At 71.6% G+C, this 18,481-nt stretch carries 13 protein-coding genes; 5 read left to right on the top strand and 8 right to left on the bottom strand.

Annotation, left to right across the window (positions count from 1 at the left end; all coding sequences use genetic code 11):
- Nucleotides 1-11 precede the first annotated feature (11 nt).
- A complete protein-coding gene (locus tag ACSYGO_RS32180; RefSeq protein WP_460388581.1) occupies nt 12-2,330 on the bottom strand; it encodes a polysaccharide lyase 8 family protein in 2,319 nt (772 codons plus the stop codon).
- A 2-nt stretch (nt 2,331-2,332) separates the two neighbouring features.
- Entirely contained in the window at nt 2,333-2,830 is a 498-nt protein-coding gene (locus ACSYGO_RS32175; RefSeq protein WP_426677935.1) for a hypothetical protein, read from the bottom strand.
- A 506-nt stretch (nt 2,831-3,336) separates the two neighbouring features.
- On the opposite strand from ACSYGO_RS32175, the gene ACSYGO_RS32170 reads away from it, so the two are divergent.
- From ACSYGO_RS32170 to ACSYGO_RS32160, 3 genes are all read left to right on the top strand, one after another.
- The gene (locus tag ACSYGO_RS32170; protein WP_426677934.1) at nt 3,337-3,954 is read left to right on the top strand and encodes a YceI family protein; all 618 of its coding nucleotides are present in this window, start codon (nt 3,337-3,339) and stop codon (nt 3,952-3,954) included.
- A gap of 296 nt (nt 3,955-4,250) precedes the next feature.
- Nucleotides 4,251-5,846, top strand: coding sequence for a subtype B tannase (locus ACSYGO_RS32165; RefSeq protein ID WP_460389789.1), 1,596 nt, complete (start codon nt 4,251-4,253; stop codon nt 5,844-5,846).
- 181 nt (nt 5,847-6,027) lie between these two features.
- Nucleotides 6,028-6,519 carry an N-acetyltransferase gene (locus ACSYGO_RS32160; RefSeq protein WP_426677933.1) on the top strand — a complete coding sequence of 164 codons (492 nt, stop codon included), beginning with the start codon at nt 6,028-6,030 and terminating at the stop codon, nt 6,517-6,519.
- Nucleotides 6,520-6,530: 11 nt separating this feature from the next.
- Here the strand turns inward: ACSYGO_RS32160 and ACSYGO_RS32155 are convergent, their stop codons facing one another.
- Nucleotides 6,531-6,914, bottom strand: coding sequence for a winged helix-turn-helix transcriptional regulator (locus ACSYGO_RS32155; RefSeq protein ID WP_460388579.1), 384 nt, complete (start codon nt 6,912-6,914; stop codon nt 6,531-6,533).
- 138 nt (nt 6,915-7,052) lie between these two features.
- Between ACSYGO_RS32155 and ACSYGO_RS32150 the strand changes: the two genes are divergently transcribed.
- Nucleotides 7,053-7,886 carry an NAD(P)H-binding protein gene (locus ACSYGO_RS32150; RefSeq protein WP_426677931.1) on the top strand — a complete coding sequence of 278 codons (834 nt, stop codon included), beginning with the start codon at nt 7,053-7,055 and terminating at the stop codon, nt 7,884-7,886.
- Between the two features lie 32 nt (nt 7,887-7,918).
- On the opposite strand, the gene ACSYGO_RS32145 is transcribed toward ACSYGO_RS32150, so the two are convergent.
- Both ACSYGO_RS32145 and ACSYGO_RS32140 read right to left on the bottom strand, forming a co-directional pair.
- Nucleotides 7,919-9,286 carry a hypothetical protein gene (locus ACSYGO_RS32145; RefSeq protein WP_426677930.1) on the bottom strand — a complete coding sequence of 456 codons (1,368 nt, stop codon included), beginning with the start codon at nt 9,284-9,286 and terminating at the stop codon, nt 7,919-7,921.
- Between the two features lie 245 nt (nt 9,287-9,531).
- Nucleotides 9,532-12,555, bottom strand: a complete 3,024-nt coding sequence (locus ACSYGO_RS32140; protein WP_426677929.1) for a glycoside hydrolase family 3 protein — start codon at nt 12,553-12,555, stop codon at nt 9,532-9,534.
- A gap of 262 nt (nt 12,556-12,817) precedes the next feature.
- Here ACSYGO_RS32140 and ACSYGO_RS32135 point away from each other — a divergent pair, with 262 nt between their 5' ends.
- The gene (locus ACSYGO_RS32135) at nt 12,818-14,686 is read left to right on the top strand and encodes a lectin (protein WP_460388577.1); all 1,869 of its coding nucleotides are present in this window, start codon (nt 12,818-12,820) and stop codon (nt 14,684-14,686) included.
- Nucleotides 14,687-14,791: 105 nt separating this feature from the next.
- On the opposite strand, the gene cimA is transcribed toward ACSYGO_RS32135, so the two are convergent.
- From cimA to ACSYGO_RS32120, 3 genes are all read right to left on the bottom strand, one after another.
- Complete coding sequence (gene cimA / locus ACSYGO_RS32130; protein ID WP_426677927.1) at nt 14,792-16,396, bottom strand: citramalate synthase; 1,605 nt, start codon at nt 16,394-16,396, stop codon at nt 14,792-14,794.
- A 404-nt stretch (nt 16,397-16,800) separates the two neighbouring features.
- On the bottom strand, nt 16,801-17,358 hold the full coding sequence (locus ACSYGO_RS32125; protein ID WP_426678041.1) for a TetR/AcrR family transcriptional regulator: 558 nt from the start codon (nt 17,356-17,358) through the stop codon (nt 16,801-16,803).
- Nucleotides 17,359-17,440: 82 nt separating this feature from the next.
- Nucleotides 17,441-18,481 carry an agmatine deiminase family protein gene (locus ACSYGO_RS32120; RefSeq protein WP_426677926.1) on the bottom strand — a complete coding sequence of 347 codons (1,041 nt, stop codon included), beginning with the start codon at nt 18,479-18,481 and terminating at the stop codon, nt 17,441-17,443.

Raw genomic sequence — 18,481 nt, 5'->3', positions numbered from 1 at the left:
ACACAAAGCCGTCAGCTGAGAGCCACCTCACATTCCTGTGTGGCGCATGCCATCGACGGAGTGACACGGACCCTCAGTCGGCGGCCCGTGGCGAGCACCTCGACCGACGGATCGGCCCGGAGGACCGCGCGCACCGGCCGGTCCCAGACGACCTCCAGCGGCTCGCCCGTACGGGGCGGTTCGCTGACAGAGAGCGTAGCGGTGCGCCCACGGCGGCGTACCAGGACGCAGGCGCCGGCCGTGGCGCTCAACGGGCCCGCGCTGCCCGCCTGCCAGAAGTTCGCCGCCGTGAGCCCCAGGGACGGCACGTCGACGGCCTGCCGGCGGGCGTCGTTGGCGAGGACGCGCAGCCAGTGGCGATCGGCGGCCCGGGCCGCGACGGCGGCGCGCGAGGCACCCGGCATCAGGACGTAGGCGTAGCCGGCTCCCACCGGGTCCGTGCCGTGGTCCAGCCAGAGCGTCTGCCAGCGCCGGGTGCGCCGCTCGGCGGTGCTGGTGGTGTTGATGTCCGACCAGGCGCCGGTGCGGTCCTCACGGAGGGTGCGCAGGGCCGACGTACCGGCAGGGCCGGGGAAGACCCACCCGCCGTGGCCTTCGAGGTGGGCCCAGCCGCGCCGGACGGTCAGCGTCCCGGTGCCGCCCTCCCCCAGGCTGCGGTTGTCCACCACGGTCTCCACGGGCACCCCGTCGGCGGCCGTGATGCCGGCGCCGAGGCAGACGATGCAGTCGACGACGCAGAACCAGGACTTGCGGGCTTCCAGGGTGGAGCCGAGCCCCTTCAGATGCTGTCCGACGGCCGCGCAGCTTCCGTCCGTCGCGCCGCCCACCCAGCGCACCGCGGGTCGGGGCGCACCCCACTCGCCGCCCTCGCGGTCGGCGAGCCGTCTGGTGGACACGGTCGTTCCGGGCAGCCGGTACCAGTCGACCGTGGGCCAGAACCAGTCCGTGTACTGGTCCGCGTGCCCGTCGGCCCACCACAGCGTCATGCCGGCGCCGGTGTGCCAGCCGCGCGGGTTCTCGCCGTTCCCGCACTCGTAGTGCGCGATCCGTTCGGAGGCCATCGAGACCGCGGCGGTGAATCCGGGGCCGCGGTGCACGGCACGGTCCATCGCGGGGAAGAGGCGGGGGCCGAGGGGTTCGGGCGCGGGCGGGGCCGCGGAGCCGGCGACGGCGTGCAGCCGCGCGAGGTCGGCGACCTCGAACTGGGGTGCCGTGAGGATCGGGCTCACCGTGTCCCGGGCGATCCACCCCTTGATCAGGCCGTGCCAGCGCTGCCGCTCGGCGGGGCTCGCACCCTGGGCGAGCAGCGCGATCGCGGCGATCAGCGCCTGCCCGTGGAAGTGGTCGCTGCGCAGGACGTGCTGGTCGTCGCTCTTCAGGTAACCCCGGCTGATGGCACGCCCGTTGACGGTGTCCATCACCAGTCCGTCGTGGATGAGGGGCGCGAAGGCGTGCTCGACGGAGTCCAGGACGATCTGCCGGTTCGGGTCCGTCACCTCCCAGGTCGATCCGGCGAGCAGCGCGAAGAGCCGGCCGAGTCCGTCGAGCAGGACCTGGCCGTACGTTCCCGAGTACGCGACCTGGACGTGCTGCACGAAGGAGCCGTCCTCGTACAGCCCGTCCCCGGACGTCACGTACGGGAAGACGGGTGAGAGCGCGTCCCGGGCCAGCGCGATCTTGTCGGGGGCCCGGCCGAGGACGCCGCGCAGCGCCACGGACCGGCACAGGTCGACGCGGTTGGCGCCGGTGGAGGTGCCGGAGTAGTCGCGGAGCATCTCGTCCGGGACGAAGTGGTCCACGGCCGCGCAGGCGGCCGCCCGATGCGCGTCGGTGAGGTCCTCGTCGAGGGCGGCGACGATGTCCATGAGCAGCCGGGGGCTGCCTATCTGCCACTCCCACCAGTTGCCGTACCGGGTGGTCGACGGTTTGTAGACCGTCGCGGAGAGGTGGTCGAGGCCGCGGATCACGTCCGCGAGGAGGTTCTCGTCGCCGGCCGACCCGGTGCCCTCCTGGAGGTACGCCTGGGTCATCGTCCACAGCCTGGAGTAGCTCGCGGTGATGCCGGCGGGCGGGTCGAAGGGGTGGTCCGGCCAGAGGGACGCGGCCGTCGGGGCCATGGACCGCGCGAAGCCGCGGGCGAGTTCGCCGGTGCGGCGCAGCCGGGAGGCGTAGGGCTCGGCCGTGGGGTCGTAGCCGGTGCCGAGCGCGATGCCCAGCCAGCGCCGGCGGAGCAGCGCGTACTCGTCGTCCGCCGAGGCGGCGCCCGCCGGGGGTGCGGCGGCCGCCACGAGGGCGGCCGCCAGCAGGAACGTACGGCGGCTGGCCGTCATGCCTAGCAGCCGCCGCAGTTGTAGTAGAGGACGTCCCAGTGGTTGCCCTCGTCGGCGTAGATGTTGCCGGAGCCGGACTTGTACTGCGGGGCTCCGTCGCCGCGCAGCCCGATGTAGGTGAAGTTGTTCTTGATGTACGCGGTGACGCACGTGTTCTTGCCGTAGTCGAGCTTGTAGCCGTTCCAGTGCGAGTACGTGCCGCTCGCGTGGCCGGTCTCGGTGCCGCCGGTGATGTTGAGCGCGCAGCCGCTGGCTCCCTTGAGGGTCTGGGCGCCCTGCGCGGTGGCGAGGTTGAGCTGCTCGAAGGACGTACAGGTGGGGTTGTTCCGGTCGGAGCAGCCACCCGACGAGGACCAGGTGACGCCGGACGAGCGGAACATCGAGGTCGCCGTGGCGTGGCTGATCTTGGTGACGGCGAAGGCGTCGGTGGAGGTGCCGATGACGGCCACGCCCGGGGCGACGACGAGGGCGAGGGCGGTCAGGACGGAGCGGAGCTTCATGGGGGAACCTTCCTGCGGACGACCGTGCTTCCTGTGGGGCGGTTGTGCAGGCGGTGCAGGTGCAGAGAGATGGTGCCCGAGGTCTACGCGCGTTCGCCAGAGGGCGTCGGGACCTGTCTGCGCGGGAGGACCGAACTGCACCGGATCGCCCCGTCTCCGACGGCCGGAGCGCGCCGCCCCGGCACCGGAGCTCCGACATGATCCGGCTGAAGCAGCCTCCCGGGCCGGCCGGAGCACCCTCCGCGGACCGGCCGGAGGACCCTCCCCGGACCGGCCGGAGCCCTCTCCCCCAGCCCTGCCGAAGCACCCTCGCCCGGCGGCCGGATCACCCTCCCCCGAAAGGCGGAAGGGCATGACACGCCGTAACGTCGTAGACACGCCGCGAATGATGTTGAAACTTGAACGGAATAGGTCTACGGTGCTTCTTGTTCCCCTCGTTGAAGATTCAACAGATTGCACCGCGGCTTCCGACCGGATCCGCGACCCGTCCCCCTAAGGAGCACGTCATGGGCATCTTCGGCCGCAAGAACACCGACGACACCGCCTCGGCCGCCCCGGCGTCCGCCGCCGTCAGCGCCGACCTCGCCGCGCTGACCGGCGACTACACGATCGACCCGTCGCACTCGTCGATCGGCTTCGTCGCGCGCCACGCGATGGTCACGAACGTGAAGGGTTCGTTCCTCGACTTCACGGGTTCGCTGCACCTGGACGGCAGTGACCCGTCCAAGTCCACGGCGAGCCTCGACATCAAGATGGACAGCATCGAGACCGGGTCCGCCGACCGCGACGGCCACCTGAAGAGCTCCGACTTCTTCAAGACGGACGAGTTCCCGACGATGACCTTCCGCTCCACCAAGGCGGAGGCCCTGGGCGGCGACGACTACCGGATCACGGGCGACCTGGAGATCCTCGGCACGACCAAGGAGATCTCCATCGACCTGGAGTTCAACGGTGCCGCGAAGGACCCGTTCGGCAACGAGCGCGTGGGTTTCGAGGGCAAGTCCGAGCTCCTGCGCTCCGAGTGGGGCCTCACCTGGAACGCGGCGCTGGAGACCGGCGGCGTCCTCGTCTCCGACAAGATCAAGCTGAACTTCGACATCTCGGCCATCCGGAACGCCGACTGAGCGTCTTCCGCCCGCCGCACCGGGCCGCACCGCCCGGCCCGCCGCACCCCCCGCGGCACATCCGGAGCGCCCGCTCTTCTCGCACGAGAAGGACGGGCGCTCCGGCACGTCCGGGGGCTTCCCTGTGAGCCGACTGGGAATCGATAAGGGTCACCCATGAAGTCAACAGAATTGTTGACACTTTTTTCGCGGCCGGATTACGTTCGCAACGCAGCCGACAGGACGGCAGTTCGGACATGCCGCGAAGAGGAGTGACCTCAGTGAAGCACAGGGCAGTGAAGCGCAGGACCGTCGTCATGGGCCTCGGCGCGACGGCCGGAGCCGCGGCCGTCGGCGGCCTCGCCTTGAGTGCGAACGCGTCGGACGCGTCCGGTACGCCGTCGGACGCCCTGGTCTTCGACAAGGACGCATACACCGAGCTGACGACGACCATCACCGACGTGGCCGGCGACGACAAGAAGGTGGTCTACCACTTCTGGAAGGCCCTCACTTATGTCGCCGATCCGGTGGACGCGAAGTACCAGAGCCTGAACGTCAGCGTCCCCGTCAGGATCGACGGCGTCGCCGTGGACGCGGGCGACGCGCCCGTCCTCCTCGCCAACTCGGTGGGCGGCTACATGCCGTCGTCCGTGGCCGACGCGACCGGTGTGGGCGGCGGCGGGATGTCGGGCCTCCCCGCGGGCGGGTCCTCCGCGTCCCCCGGTGCCACGGCGTCGAGCGGCGGCGGGGCCGCAGAGGTGCAGTCCGGCGGCAACGCGATGCTGAACGGCCAGGGCGAGATGGTCGACCTGGCAAAGCTGGCTCTGGCGGCGGGATACGTCGTCGTGGAGCCCGGTGCCCGCGGCCGGACCCTCACCGACGCCGACGGCACCTACTACGGCACCGCCCCGGCCGCCATCGTGGACCTGAAGGCGGCCGTGCGGTACGTGCGCGCCAACAAGGGCGTGATCCCGGGCGACACCGACCGGATCGTGTCCACCGGCACCAGCGCCGGCGGAGCCCTGTCCGCCCTGCTGGGCGCGTCCGGCGACAGCCGCGCGTACGCCTCCCACCTCGATGAGCTCGGCGCGGCCGACGCGAGTGACGCCGTGTTCGCGGTCGGCGCCTGGTGCCCCATCACCGACCTGGAGCACGCCGACGGCGCCTACGAGTGGAACTGGGGCGGCAACGTCACCCAGAGCACCGGCAAGGTCGTCGACCAGAAGGTCTCCAAGGAACTGCGCGCTCAGTTCGCCGAGTACCAGGCCTCCCTCAGACTGCACGGACTGAAGGGCTTCGGCCCCCTCACGGCCCGCAACTACGACGAGTACCTGGTGAAGACCTACCTCCAGCCGTCGGCCACCGAGTACCTCGCGGGGCTGTCGGACACGGACCGCGCGGCCTACCTGGCGGACAACACGTTCATCACGTGGTCCGAAGGCCGGGCGGCCTTCTCCTGGGCGGACTTCCTGACGCACGTGGGCGCCCGCAAGAAGTCCGCGCCGGCCTTCGACGCCTTCGACCTCTCCTCGGGCGAGAACAACGAGTTCGGCAAGGACAGGACCCAGGCACGCCACTTCACGGCGTACGGCCTGAAGCACGACACCACCGGGGTCTCCGGCAGCCGTCCGGACGCCGACATCCCCGGCAAGCTCGATCTGATGAACCCCATGCATCACCTCGAGGCGGCCAACCCGGGCCGCTCCAGGCACTGGTGGATCCGTCTGGGCACCAAGGACTCGGACACCTCGCTGACCGTCTCCGCCAACCTCGCCGCCGCGCTGGACGGCCTGGGCGACGACGTCGACCACCTCTACTACTGGGACGAGGGACACGGTTCGAACACCGACCCGGGCGACTTCATCACGTGGATCGCCCGCGTGACGGGGCACGGGAAGCGCGCCGGGAAGTAGCGCCCCCACGGACGCGGTCCTCCCGTGCGCGAACGGCCGTGACGCCGAGCCCCGCCGCCGCGCAGGGCCCGGCGTCACGGCGGGGCCCGGCGTCACGGCGGGGCCCGGCGTCACGGCGGGGCCCGGCGTCACGGCCGATAACCCGGTGCGCCGTGCTCCGCCCGGCCGTTAGCCTCCGGGCATGACCTGGTTGCCCGCCGATTTCGTCCACCCGCTGCGCGTCGACGTGCCCGGAGGGCATCACCTGCGCCCGATCACCGGCGCGGACGCCGCCATCGACTATCCGGCCGTCATGGGGTCGCGCGAACGGCTCTGGTCCCTCTTCGGCCAGGCCTGGGGATGGCCCGCCGAGACCATGACGTACGAGGCGAATCTCCAGGACCTCCAGCGGCACGAGGCGGAGATCGCCGCCCACCAGTCCTTCAACTACGTGCTGTTCGACGACGCGGGCACGTCCGAGTACGGATGTGTCTACATCGATCCGCCGGAGAAGGCCGGCGCCGACGCCGAGATCTCCTGGTGGGTCGTGGACGCCCGCGTCGGCAGCGCGCTGGAGCGCGATCTGGACGCGCTCGTGCCGCGCTGGATCGCCGAGGACTGGCCCTTCGAGCGGCCCCGGTTCATCGGACGTGACCTCTCCTGGAGCGAGTGGCTCCGACTGCCCGACGCCTGAGCGTCGGCGGCTCAGTCGGCGTCGTAGGCGACCCGGGCCTCCTCGACCTTGTCCAGGTTGGCCTCGGCCCACTCCGCGAGCGTCGCGAACAGGGGGGCCAGACTGCGGCCCAGCTCGCTGATCTCGTACTCCACCCGCGGCGGGACCTCGGGGTGGTACGTGCGCACGACCAGCCCGTCGCGCTCCAGCCGGCGCAGCCGCTGGGTCAGCACCTTCGGCGTGATCCGGGTGATGCGGCGCTCCAGTTCCACGAAGCGCTGCCGTCCGTACTCGTGCAACGCCCACAGGATGGGCGTGGTCCAGCGGCTGAAGACGATGTCGACGACGGGGGCGACCGGGCAGGCCGTCTCGGGGTCGACGTCGACGGCGACCGGCCGGGATGTGGCGTCGGTCACGATGGACCCCTCTCTCCATTACTTTCCTCTAGGTACCTACTATGCCGAGGACGGTAGCTTTCTTTTTGTCCGAGGGAAACGGCAGGAACCGGCTGAAATCGGCCGGCAGGCCTGCCGACACGACAAAGGGGAGCAATCGTGTTGGTGGTGACGGGAGCCACGGGCAACGTCGGCGGGCCGCTCGTGCGGGCGCTGGACGCGGCGGGCGAGAGGGTGACGGCGGTGTCGCGCGGCACCTCGGCGACGGGCGCGGACCTGCCGGCGGGGGTGCGGCACGTCCGGGCGGACCTGGCCGACCCATTGAGCCTGCGGTCCGCGTTCGACGGGGCCGAGGCGCTGTTCTTGCTGGTCACCGGTGAATTCCTGGCGTCGGGCGGGGACCTGTCCCGCGTCCTCGACACCGCTCGGGACCAAGGCGTCCGGCGCGTCGTCCTCCTCTCCTCGCAAGGGGTCGGCACACGGCGTCACCCGCCCGGGCAGGAGGAGGCGGTCAAGCGCTCGGGGCTGGAGTGGACCCTGCTCCGGCCGGCGGGCTTCCACTCCAACACGCTGGCGTGGGCCGGCACGGTCCGCGCGGCGCGGACGGCCGGGGCGCCCTTCGGCGACGTCGCGCTGCCGACCGTCGACCCGCTCGACATCGCCGAGGTCGCCGCTCTCGCCCTGCGGGAACCCGGCCACGCGGGCATGACCTACGAGCTGACGGGCCCGGCGCCGGTGTCGCCCCGACAGCAGGTCGCGGCGATCGCGGACGCCGTCGGCGGGCCGGTGCGGTTCGTCGAGCAGTCCCGCGAGGAGGCCAGGGCGCAGATGCTGCGGTTCATGCCCGGGCCGGTGGTGGACACCACCCTGGACATCCTGGGCACGCCGGTCGCCGAGGAACAGCGGGTGAGCCCGGACGTGGAGCGGCTCCTCGGCAGGCCCGGGCACGCCTTCACGCACTGGGCGGGACGGAACGCCGCGGCGTTCAAGTGACCTCCGGCCCCGTCCGGGGGCGGGGGCGCGGCTCAGAAGCCGCCGCCGAAGTCCCCTCCCCCGCCGAAGTCGCCGCCCCCGCCGTCCCCGAAGCCACCGCCGAAGTCGCCGGGGTCGAAATCGGCGCCGGAGACGTCGCCGCCGTCGTAACCGCCGGCGAAGTCGCCGTACCCGGAGCCGTAGTCGGAGGCGTACGAGGGGCTGGCCATCGCGCTGCCGAGCAGGGTGCCGACGAGCAGGCCGGGCAGGATGCCGCCGCCGAAGTAGCCGCCCGCCCAGGGGCCGTACGCCGGGCCCGCGTCCCAGTACGGACGGCGTCCGTAGTCGGTCTCGACCTCACGGACGGCCGGGGACACCCCGTCGGCCAGCCGGGTCCGGTCCGCCGCGCAGACCGGCACCTGCCGGGGCGCGCCGCCCGCCGGCGTCCATGTCGCGTCGGCGACGGACGGGCCGTGCCGCGGGTCGAAGAAGCAGGGGGCGCGACGCTCGGGGAGGGGGCGGCCCTCACGGCGTGCGGCCAGCTCGGCGAGCGAGAACCTGCCGTCCTCCAGGGCCTGCGTCACCGCGCTGACGTCCTCGGGCCGGGTGGCCGCCGCCATGAACGACTTCGCCTGCTCGTAGGCGTCCAGCGCGCGTTCGTAGTCCGCGCGCATCGCGTCGTCCGCCCCCGCCTCCGCGGGATGGAAATCGAGCCGGTCGAGTTCCTCGCCGAAGGCCGTGATGTCCTCGTCCACGACCACGCGGAGCCTGTCGAGCGCCGCCTGCCGCTCCTCCTCCTTGCGGCGCCGGTTGCGGCGGGCGAGCGTGTAGGCGCCCGCGCCGCCCGCCACGACCACCGCGGCGACGGTGACCAGGGCGGCCGTCGAGACGCCGCCGCCCGCCGAGCCGCTGTCCCAGCTCGCGGGGGCGGAGCCCCGGATGTTGGCGAGCGCGCGGTCCGTGAAGTCGTTCAGCTGGGTCTTCGCGTCCTCGCCCTGGACGCTGGTGACGAGGTTCTGCACGGCGGTGCGGGACATCACCGCGGCGTCGGCCCGCGCGTCGAAGCGGTCGCCGAGCCGGACCCCGTACAGGCCGGTGATGCCGGTGGCGGTGCGCAGGTTCTGGAAGAGGCTCTGGGACGGGAACCCGGCCGGGAGGACCGCCACGAAGACGGGCTTGTCCGCGTCCTTGATCTTCTTGGCCAGGGCGTCCGCGTCCGCCTTGGGGAGCTGCGCGGCGGCCGCGGGATCGACGTACACGGGGCTTTCGCGCAGGGCGGCGGCCACCGTGTCCACGTCGGTGGCCGCCTGGGCGCGGGAGATGCCGGTCGCGAGGACCGCCAGGGCGGTGAGAACCAGCGCGACGAGCAGTCCCGGGAGTCCCCGCCATCCCGGGAGACCTCGGGTGCGAGCGGGCTTCATGTCTTCGAAGCTACCCGAAATACCCCGAATTGGGCATCGCTGCGGGATTCGGAACGAGGAGCGGACCCGATGGACCGAGGGCGGCCCCGGACGGGGCGCGGGCGCGGTGGACAGGCGGCGGCCCCGGGCGACGTCCGGGCCCGGACGTCGCCCGGTCCCGGACCAGGGGCGGGCCCGGGCGGACAGGGAGCGGGGGCGTCGGGCACTCCGTCCCCCGCCGCCCCCGCCGTTCTCGCGCCCGGGTGTCAGCCGGCCGCCTCGTACGCCTCCTTCAGCTTCGCCACCGCACTCGCGTAGTGGCCCGTCAGCAGGAGGTGGTCGGCGTCCGCGAAGGGCTTGGCGGTCGCGGACGTGATCGTCGTGCCGATCCTCTGCTGGACGAGGAGGCGGGCCTTGGTCACGGCCGCGCGGCCCGCCGAGCCCGATCCGGCCCGGTCCGCCGCGGCGGCGGCGAGGGCGAGGGCCCGCAGGGTCGCCGTGCCGCCGGCCGGGACCTTCGTGAGCGTGGTGAGACCCCAGCCGTAGGGGAACTGCGGGTCGTAGGCCGTGTCACCGACGTTGATCGGCAGCTGGGACTCGGACTTCGGCCAGGTCACGGGCAGCCGGCCGGTGAAGGCCCGCTTCCCGTACAGCACGTCGGCGACGCCGTCGCCCTCGGTGCCCGGCAGCCAGGACGCGACGAGCGAGTCCACGGCGCCGAGGCGGTCGCCGATGAGCTGCGGCCGTCCGGAGACGATCAGCACGGCGCACTTCATGGCCGCGCACACCTTGTCCACGGCTGCCTTGTCGGCGGCGGTCAGCTCCAGGTCGTTGCCGTTGCCGACGTCGCCGACGCCCTCGGCGTACGGGGTCTCGCCGACGACGACCACACCGACGTCGTACCCGCTCGTCGGTGCCGAGGCGTCCTTGGAGTAGGTGACGTCACCGCCGGCGTTGCGCATGCCCTGGAGGATCGTCGTGCCCTTGGTGATGTTTCCGGACGATCCCTGCCAGGTGATGGTCCAGCCGCCGGTCTGATTGCCGATGTCGTCGGCGTTCGATCCGGCGACGTAGACCTTTTGGGACTTCTTCAGGGGCAGGACGCCGCCGGAGTTCTTCAGCAGGACCTGGGACTCGGCGGCGGCTTCGCGGGCCACCGCGCGGTGTGCGGGCGAGCCGATGCGCGAGGCACCGCTGGTGTCCGCGTAGGGCTTCTCGAAGAGGCCGAGCTCGAACTTCTGGGTGAGGATGCGCGACACGGCGTCGTCGATCCGCCGCTCGGTGACGCGGCCCGCCTTCACCTCGTCCATGAGCGTCGTACGGAAGTCCTTGTACGAGTACGGCACCATCATCATGTCCACGCCCGCGTTGACCGAGGTGCGCACATGCGAGGCGTAGTCGCCGGGGAGCTGGTCGATGGCGTTCCAGTCGCTGATGACGAAGCCGTCGAAGCCCATCCGGCCCTTGAGCACGCCGTTGATCATGTCGGCGCGGGCGTGCATCTTCACCGGGCCCTGGCCGTCACCGATGACGTCGAGCGAGGAGTACGAGGGCATGACGGAGCCGACGCCCCGGTCGACCGCGGTCCGGAACGGCGCCAGGTGAACGGCCTCCAGCTCCTGCCGGGTGACCTTGGTGACGCCCTGGTCGACGGTGTAGGAGCCCGTCGTGGACGTGCCGTACCCGGTGCCGCCGTCGCCGACGAAGTGCTTGGCGGTCGCGAGGACCTTGTCGTCGTCCTTCAGGTCGCTGCCGTCGCGGGCACCCTGGAGGCCCTGGACGACCGTCTCCATGGACTTCACGAGCGCCGGGTCCTCGCCGAAGGACTCGTAGGAGCGGCCCCAGCGTTCGTCGCGGGTCACGCACAGGCAGGGGGCGAAGTCCCAGGGGACGCCGGTGGCGCGGACCTCGGAGGCCGTGACCGCGCCGGTCCGTTCGGCCAGTTCGGGGTCACGGGTCGCGCCGATGCCGATGTTGTGCGGCATGACCGTCGCGCCGGCGAGGTTGTTGTGGCCGTGCACCGCGTCCACGCCGTAGATCAGCGGGATCTGGAACCGTGTGGCCTGCGCCCGGAGCTGGTAGCCGTCGATCATCGACGCCCAGGCCTCGGCGGTGTTGGGGGTCGGCGTGGAGCCGCCGCCGGAGAGCAGGGACCCGAGGTCGTAGGAGGCGATGTCGCCGCCCGTGCCGATCGCGCCGCGCTCGGCCTGGGTCATCTGGCCGGCCTTCTCCTCCAGGGACATCCGGGAGACGAGGTCGGCGACCCGCTTCCGCACCGGCAGCTTCGGGTCGAGGTAGGGCAGGCCGTGCGCGTCGACGACCACCTGCGGGCTCTCGGCGGGGGCCTTGGCGCCGGTGACCGTGAGCTTGAGGGGGATCGTCTCGGCGGGTTCGGCGGACCTGTCCTTCAGCGTCCGTACGTGGATCGTCCGGGAGGTGCCCGAGACGGTCCCCGCCGGGAAGGTGATCGTCCCCCTGACCGGGGTGTAGTCCTTGTCCGGATCGGCGGTTCCGCCCGCGCTCTCGTAGGCGACGGTCACCGGTTCGTCGATCGGGGCGGAGCCGGTGGTGGCGACCGAGACGCGCACGTCGGCTGTGCCGCCCTCCTTCACCGGGTGGACCGCGGCGTCGGTGGTCACGGAGGCGCGCAGCGACTGGTCCGCCTTGCCGTACAGCTCGACGCCGTCCATGGCGAAGTCGCCCTTGACGCCGACCGGCAGGGTGACCGCGTACCCCCACATCTGGGTGAGGCCGAGCACCTGGTCGATGCCGCCGACGGGCTGGTAGTCCGTGCGATAGGTGAAGTCGGTGAAGGGGATCTCGATCTGCTTCCAGCCGGTGAAGTCGTCCGCGAAGGACGTCGTCCACAGCTCGGAGGCCTCGCCGTGGGCGCCGCCGTCCTTGATCTCGAAGCTGATCTTCTTGCCGCTGCCGCGGCCCTCCCACCAGAAGCGGATGCCCTTGTGGGCCGACCAGTCGTGGGCGGGCAGGGCGGCGGCGAAGTCGTGGGTGAAGCCGCCGTAGCCGCTGATGTCGTAGGAGCCGGTGAGGACCTTGTCGCCCTCGGGCGCGTCGGTGCGGGCGGTCAGAGCGAGCCGGGGCGGGTCGTCGGAGTCGCTCCCCCAGGTGAAGATGCCGTCGGCGGGCTGGCCGGCGAAGGGCACCTCGCCCTCGAAGCGGTCGACGGGGACGGGGGCCGGTTCCTCGGCTCCTGCCGCGGCACTCGCGGAGGCCAGCGGCAGCAGTCCGGTGAGCAGGGCGGCGGACACGAGCAGGGCGGTTCTTCGCATGGACCTTCCCTCGAGTCTCTCCGTGCGGTGACTGAACTCGTACACTCCTCTTACGACTTAGATCACGGCGTGAGTTAACTGGTGTCCCAGGCAGCCGTCAAGACTTCACGTCAGAACCGGTACACACGCAACTCACGGCCGGATCAGGGGAGTTGTTCCTTCGGAAACTGAACGCGCACCCCCTTGACGCGCACCCGAAGCCGTCATTTACTCACGGCTCGCACGCCCCGTCCCCCACCCCCACACAGAAGGGCGGCGCGCCATGAGGAGATCCATCCGGGCGGCCCGGCTACTCGTCGCCGGGCTGCTGACGACCGCCGGGCTGACCGCCGTCGGCACCGTGCCCGCGCAGGCCGCGGGCGAACAGGTGACCGCCTGGCTGACCACGACCGACGACGCCGGCGGGCGGCACGTGGTACGCGGGCTCCAGGCCCAGACGCCGTTCGCCTTCCAGTCCGGCAGCGGCGGAAGCGGCGAGAACATCACCGTCGACGAGAACACCCGGTACCAGACCTTCACCGGCGGCGGCGCGTCCTTCACGGACACCGCCGCCTGGCTGATGAACAGCAGCGGAGCGCTGTCGCAGAGCACGCGGGACGCCACGATGCGAAAGCTGTTCTCGCCGACGGACGGCATCGGGCTGTCCTTCCTGCGCAACCCCATGGGTGCCTCCGACCTCGCGCGGTACGGCTACACCTACGACGACGTACCCGCCGGGCAGACGGACCCCTCGCTGTCGAAGTTCTCGATCGCCCACGACCTCGCGGACGTGGTGCCCCTGACCAAGCAGGCGCTCCAGCTCAACCCGTCGCTGACCGTGATGGCCTCGCCGTGGACGGCACCCGCCTGGATGAAGGACAGCGGCCAGCTCAACGGCGGCTGGCTGAAGGCGGAGGACTACGGCGCCTACGCCTCGTACTTCGTGAAGTACCTCCAGGCCTACCGCGACCAGGGCGTGCCCGTCGCGTACGTCACCGCGCAGAACGAGCCGACGTGCTGCTCGGGCTACCCCTCGATGAGCTGGAACGCCTCGGGGCTCGCCTACTTCACCAAGAGCGAGCTGCTGCCCAAGCTCCAGGAGGCGGGGCTGTCCACGAAGGTCCTCGCGCACGACTGGAACTGGGACGTGTACGACGCGTACGCCGCGCAGACCGTGGACGACGCGGCGGTCCGCTCGCACCCGAACTTCGGCGGCATCGCCTGGCACGGGTACGGCGGCGACGTGGGCAAGCAGACGAGCGTGCACAACCAGTACCCGGGCCTCGACGCCTTCGGCACCGAGCACTCCGGTGGCACCTGGATCGCCGACCAGCAGCGCGAGGACATGCTCAACATCGTCGACTACACCCGGAACTGGGCGAAGTCGGTGACCAAGTGGTCGCTGGCCGTGGACCAGAACCGGGGGCCGCACAACGGCGGCTGCGGCACCTGCTCCGGGCTGATCACCGTGCACAACGGGGACGGGGCGAGCGGGACCGTCGACTACACGATCGAGTACTACACGATGGGGCACCTGACGAAGTTCGTGCGGCCCGGAGCGCAGCGGATCGCCTCCACGGCGTCGTCCGCGGTGCCCAACGTGGCCTGGCGCAATCCCGACGGGTCGAAGGCGCTGATCGCGTACAACGAGGCGTCGTCCGCGAAGACGGTGACCGTCAACTGGGGCGGCCAGCACGCCACCTACTCGCTGCCGGGCCGGACGTCGGCGACCTTCACCTGGTCGGGCAAGCAGTCGGGCGGCGGGAACCGGTCGGGGGCCTTCGCCGGACTCGCCGGCAAGTGCCTGGACGTGGCGGGCGGTTCGTCCGCGAACGGCACGGCGGTGCAGCTCTACGACTGCAACGGGTCCTCGGCACAGAACTGGACCGTGCAGACGGACGGCTCCGTCCGGGCGCTCGGCAAGTGCCTCGACGTGACGGGCGGCTCCACCGCCGACGGGGCCAAGGTGCAGCTGTACGACTGCAACGGCACGGGGGCACAGCAGTGGTCGTACAACGCGTCCACGGGTGACGTGGTGAACGCGGCGGCGAACAAGTGCCTCGACGTGACCGACAACTCGTCCGCGAACGGGGCGCGGGCGCAGATCTGGTCCTGCACGGGAGCGGCCAACCAGAAGTGGCGGCTCCAGTAGGACCGTGCGGGCGCCGGCGCGACGACGTCCGGTCGCCGTGTGCGCCGCGCCCGCCGTCCGGCAGGCCGGAGGGGCCCTCCCCGGCCCCTCCGGCCTTCGGTACGCCTACGCCGCCGGCTCCACCCCGGCCCGCAGCAGGCCGTACGTGTACGCGTCCTCCAGGGCCTGCCACGACGCCGCGATGACGTTCTCGGCGACGCCCACCGTGGACCACTCGCCGGTGCCGTCGGAGGTGGAGATGAGCACGCGGGTCGTGGAGGACGTGCCGTGCTTGCCCTCCAGGATGCGGACCTTGTAGTCGACGAGCTCCAGCTTGGCGAGCTGGGGGTAGATCTTCTCCAGGGCGACGCGCAGCGAACGGTCCAGCGCGTTGACCGGGCCGTTGCCCTCGGCGGTGGCGACGATGCGCTCGCCCTTGGCGAAGAGCTTGACCGTGGCCTCGTTGGCGTGGGACCCGTCCGGGCGGTCCTCGACGATGGCGCGCCAGGACTCGACCTCGAAGTACTTGAGCGGCCTGCCCTCGGCCTCCGCGCGCAGCAGCAGTTCGAAGCTCGCGTCCGCGGCCTCGTAGGTGTAGCCCTGGAGCTCGCGCTCCTTGACCCGTTCGACGACACGGCCGACCAGCTCGCGGTCCCCGCCGAGGTCGATGCCGAGCTCCTTGCCCTTGAGCTCGATGGAGGCACGGCCCGCCATGTCGGAGACCAGCATCCGCATGGTGTTGCCGACCTGCTCGGGGTCGATGTGCTGGTAGAGGTCCGGATCGACCTTGATGGCGGACGCGTGCAGGCCCGCCTTGTGCGCGAAGGCGGACACGCCCACGTAGGGCTGGTGCGTGGAGGGGGTGAGGTTGACGACCTCGGCGATCGCGTGGGAGATGCGGGTCATCTCGCGCAGGGCTCCCTCGGGGAGCACCTTCTTGCCGTACTTGAGCTCCAGGGCGGCCACGACGGGGAACAGGTTGGAGTTGCCGACGCGCTCGCCGTAGCCGTTGGCCGTGCACTGGACGTGCGTGGCGCCCGCGTCGACGGCGGCGAGGGTGTTGGCGACCGCGCAGCCCGTGTCGTCCTGGGCGTGGATGCCGAGCCGGGCGCCGGTGTCCGCGAGGACGGTGGCCACGACGGCCTGGACCTGCGCCGGGAGCATGCCGCCGTTGGTGTCGCACAGGACGACGACGTCGGCGCCGGCCTCGGACGCCGCGCGGACGACGGCCTTCGCGTAGGCGGGGTTGGCGCGGTAGCCGTCGAAGAAGTGCTCGCAGTCGACGAAGACGCGGCGGCCCTGCGAGCGCAGGTGGGAGACGGTGTCGCGCACCATCTCCAGGTTCTCGTCGAGGGTGGTGCGCAGGGCGAGCTCGACATGGCGGTCATGGGATTTGGCGACGAGGGTGATCACCTGGGCGCCCGAGTCCAGGAGCGCCTTGACCTGCGGATCCTCCGAAGCCTTCGCGCCGGCCCGGCGGGTGGCGCCGAACGCCACGAGCGCGGCGTGCTTGAAGTCGATCTCCTGCTGGGCGCGGGCGAAGAACTCGGTGTCGCGCGGATTGGCGCCGGGCCAGCCGCCCTCGATGAAGCCCACCCCGAAGTCGTCCAGGTGCCGTGCGATGGCCAGCTTGTCCGCCACGGTGAGGTTGATGCCCTCACGCTGCGCGCCGTCGCGCAGGGTCGTGTCGAAGACGTGGAAGGAATCGTCGAGTTCGCTGGTTTCCGTCATGGTCTCTGGCTCCTGATGTTGGATCTCGGTCTACCGGAATGACCGGCTCCACCGTCCCCCCATGGTCCCTCGCGCTCCCTTCCCGGCTTGAGGTGGGCCAGGAAAACGAAAAACCTCTCGCGGGTGCGAGAGGTCTGCGCGCGGGTCGAGGACGACGGTGTCCGCCCGTACGTGGTGGTACGAGGCGGTCACTGCGGACCGGCGCGCCTGCTGCCAATAATCATGGCGAACGAGAGCACGGGGGCAGTCTGGCACATACCGCCCGTGTGCTCACCGGGCGTCTCAGGATGCGAACAGCGGGCTACGCGACGGTGGACACCACGCAGCTCGGCGCGGCCGGCGCACGAACCCGTCGACGCTCGCCGGCCCGCCTTTGGCGGCGCGCCGGAGCCCTGAGGCCCTGATCAGGTGTCCGCGTGCCCCGCCCGCCCCAGCGACTCGTCCAGGAACTCCCTGACATGGCCGAGAACGTGCGCCCGGTCCGTGCCGCGCAGGCCGATCGCGACATGGATGGAGAAGCCGTCGAGGAGGGAGCGCAGCCGGGCGGCGAAGCGGTCCGGGTCGACGGCGCGGAACTCGCCGCGCGAGATGCCCTCGGCGAGGAGCGCGACCAGGTCCCGGTGCCAGGCGCCCTCGATGGCGACCTGCCGCTCCCGGGCGTCCTCGTCGGCGTTCTGCGAGCGGTTCCAGACCTCCAGCCAGAGCGTCCAGTGCGGGTCGCGGTGGCCGTCGGGGACGTACAGGTCGACGAACGCGTCCAGCCGCTCGCGGGCGGGCGCGTCCCGGGTGAGCAGCCTGGCGCGCTCGGCGCCGAGGCGGCCCTCGCTCCACTCCAGGGTCCGCAGCAGGAGTTCGTCCTTGGAGTGGAAGTAGTAGAGGAGATGGCCGCTGCTCATGCCCACCTCGCGGCCGAGCGCCGCCATGGTCAGCTTCTCCAGACCGCGCTCGGCAATCATGTCCATGGCCACGGCCAGCACATCCTCCCGCGGCGGAGCGTTCTTCCTCCGCGGTGTGCGGCTGTCGGCCACGACTGACTCCTGGGTCTCAGATCCTCGGCTGCTGCTGGGTGATGCAGTGGATGCCACCGCCCCCGGCAAAGATCGTACGTGCGTCCACCAGCGTCACCGTCCGCTCCGGGAACAGCCTGCGGAAGATCCCGGCCGCGATCTCGTCACGCGGGTCGTCGAAGCCGCACAGCACGACACCGCCGTTGCACAGGTAGTGGTTGATGTACGAGTAGTCCGCCCAGTGGCCGTCGGCCTCCAGGACCGTCGGGGCCGGCACCTCCACGACCTCCAGACGGCGGCCCCGCGCGTCGGTCTGCGCGCCCAGCAGCCCGACGACCTCCTTGCTGACCTCGTGGTCCGGGTGGGCCGGGTCCTGCTGGGAGTGGACGACGACCACGCCCGGGCGCGCGAAGGCGGCGACGATGTCGACGTGGCCCAGCGTGCCGAAGCCGTAGGGCGGGTAGTCGCCGGTCAGTCCGCGGGGCAGCCAGATCGCCTTGCGGGTGCCGAGGTGGGCGTGGATCTCCGCCTCGACCTGCTCACGCGTCCAGTGGGGGTTGCGCTCGGGGCCGAGCTGCACGGTCTCGGTCAGGAGCACCGTCCCCTCGCCGTCGACGTGGATCGCGCCGCCCTCGTTGACCAGCTTCGAGGCGTACGTACGGGCCCCGGCGAGGTCGGCGACGTGCGCGCCGATCTTCGCGTCGTGCTCCCAGCGCGCCCAGTCCTGGGCGCCCCAGCCGTTGAACGTCCAGTCCACGGCCGCGAGCGCGCCCTTGCCGTCGGTGAGGAAGGTGGGGCCGATGTCCCGCATCCACGCGTCGTCGAGTTCGCGCTCGACGGTGTCGACGTCCGGGCCGAGCAGGGCCCGCGCCTCGGCGGACTGCCCGGGGCCGCACACGACGGTGACCGGTTCGAAGCGGCGGACCGTGCGGGCCACCGCCGCCCAGGCCTCCCGGGCCCGGGCGAGGTCGTCGGGGTCGTCGAAGGTGGGGTTGGCGCCCGGCCACGCCATCCAGGTCCGCTCGTGCGGGGTCCATTCGGCGGGCATGCGGAAGCCGTCGGAGGCGGGGGTGTTCAT

The sequence above is a fragment of the Streptomyces krungchingensis genome (assembly GCF_054729265.1).
The sequence above is the reverse complement of the archived record's forward strand: the minus strand, read 5'-3'. Positions and strand labels throughout refer to the sequence as shown.